The following is a 1,267-nucleotide window of genomic DNA, read 5'->3' as shown; positions in this document are numbered from 1 at the left end:
GGCCCGAAAGAAAGGTAGGAGGCCATGACGAAAGGTCTGCACGTGCCTTCCGAGATCGGCAAGCTCAGGAAGGTCTGCCTGCACCGTCCCGGCGACGAGCTCCTCAACCTGCCGCCCGACGAGCTCGAGCGACTCCTGTTCGACGACGTCCCGTTCCTGGAGGTCGCGCAGCAGGAGCACGACACCTTCGCCCAGATCCTTAAGGACCAGGGCGTGGAGGTGCTCTACCTCGAGAACCTCGTCGCAGAGGTGTTCGACCAGGTCCCCGGCGCCCGCGCCGAGTTCACCGACCAGTACATCGCCGAGGCAGGCATCCGCGGCCAGCAGATGCCGCAGATCGTCCGCGAGAAGCTGGACTCCATCGAGGACAACCTCGAGTTCGTCAAGAAGACCATGGCCGGCATGACCAAGGCCGAGATCGACATGCCCCTCACGGCGTCCACGACCCTCGACTCCCTGGTCAACTCCGAGTCCGAGTCCGACCTGATCATCGACCCGATGCCCAACCTCTACTTCACCCGCGACCCGTTCGCGGTCGTCGGCGAGGGCGTCAACCTCAACCGCATGTACTCGGTCACCCGCAACCGCGAGACCCTGTACGGCAAGTACGTCTTCAAGTACCACCCCGACTACAAGGACGTCTCCCTGTACTTCCGCCGCGACTGCCAGTTCCACACCGAGGGCGGCGACGTGCTGAACATCAACGAGAAGACCCTCGCCGTCGGCATCTCCCAGCGCACCCAGGCCGCCGCTATCGACGTCATGGCCCAGAACATCTTCTGGAACTCCGACTCCAAGGTCGAGCGCATCCTGGCCTTCGACATCCCGGTCTCGCGCGCCTTCATGCACCTCGACACGGTCTTCACCCAGATCGACGTCGATAAGTTCACGATCCACCCCGCCATCATGGGCACCCTGCGCGTCTACGAGCTGACCGCCGGCAAGAACCCGGGCGACGTGAACATCCGCCTGATCGAGGACACCCTCGAGCACGTCCTGGAGGACGCCACCGGCGTCGACCAGGTCAAGCTGATCCCCTGCGGCGGCGGCGACCCGATCGCGGCCTCCCGCGAGCAGTGGAACGACGGCTCCAACACCCTGTGCGTCGAGCCCGGCAAGATCTGCGTCTACGCCCGCAACACCGTCACCAACGACGTGCTGTACAAGGAGGGCCTGGACCTTCTCGTCGTGCCCTCCGCCGAGCTCTCCCGCGGCCGTGGCGGCCCGCGCTGCATGAGCATGCCCTTCTGGCGCGAGGACCTCTAAG

General features: G+C 65.1%; 1 protein-coding gene. It reads left to right on the top strand.

The features are described 5' to 3' along the window. Window positions 1-24 precede the first annotated feature (24 nt). Window positions 25-1,266 carry an arginine deiminase gene (arcA, locus tag DW850_RS10075; RefSeq protein WP_117584235.1) on the top strand — a complete coding sequence of 414 codons (1,242 nt, stop codon included), beginning with the start codon at window positions 25-27 and terminating at the stop codon, window positions 1,264-1,266. Window position 1,267 lies beyond the last annotated feature (1 nt).

The organism is Collinsella sp. AM36-4AA, from assembly GCF_003467795.1.
Lineage (GTDB): Bacteria > Actinomycetota > Coriobacteriia > Coriobacteriales > Coriobacteriaceae > Collinsella.
Note: the sequence above shows the minus strand (reverse complement) of the source record. Positions and strands in the feature narration are given on the sequence as shown.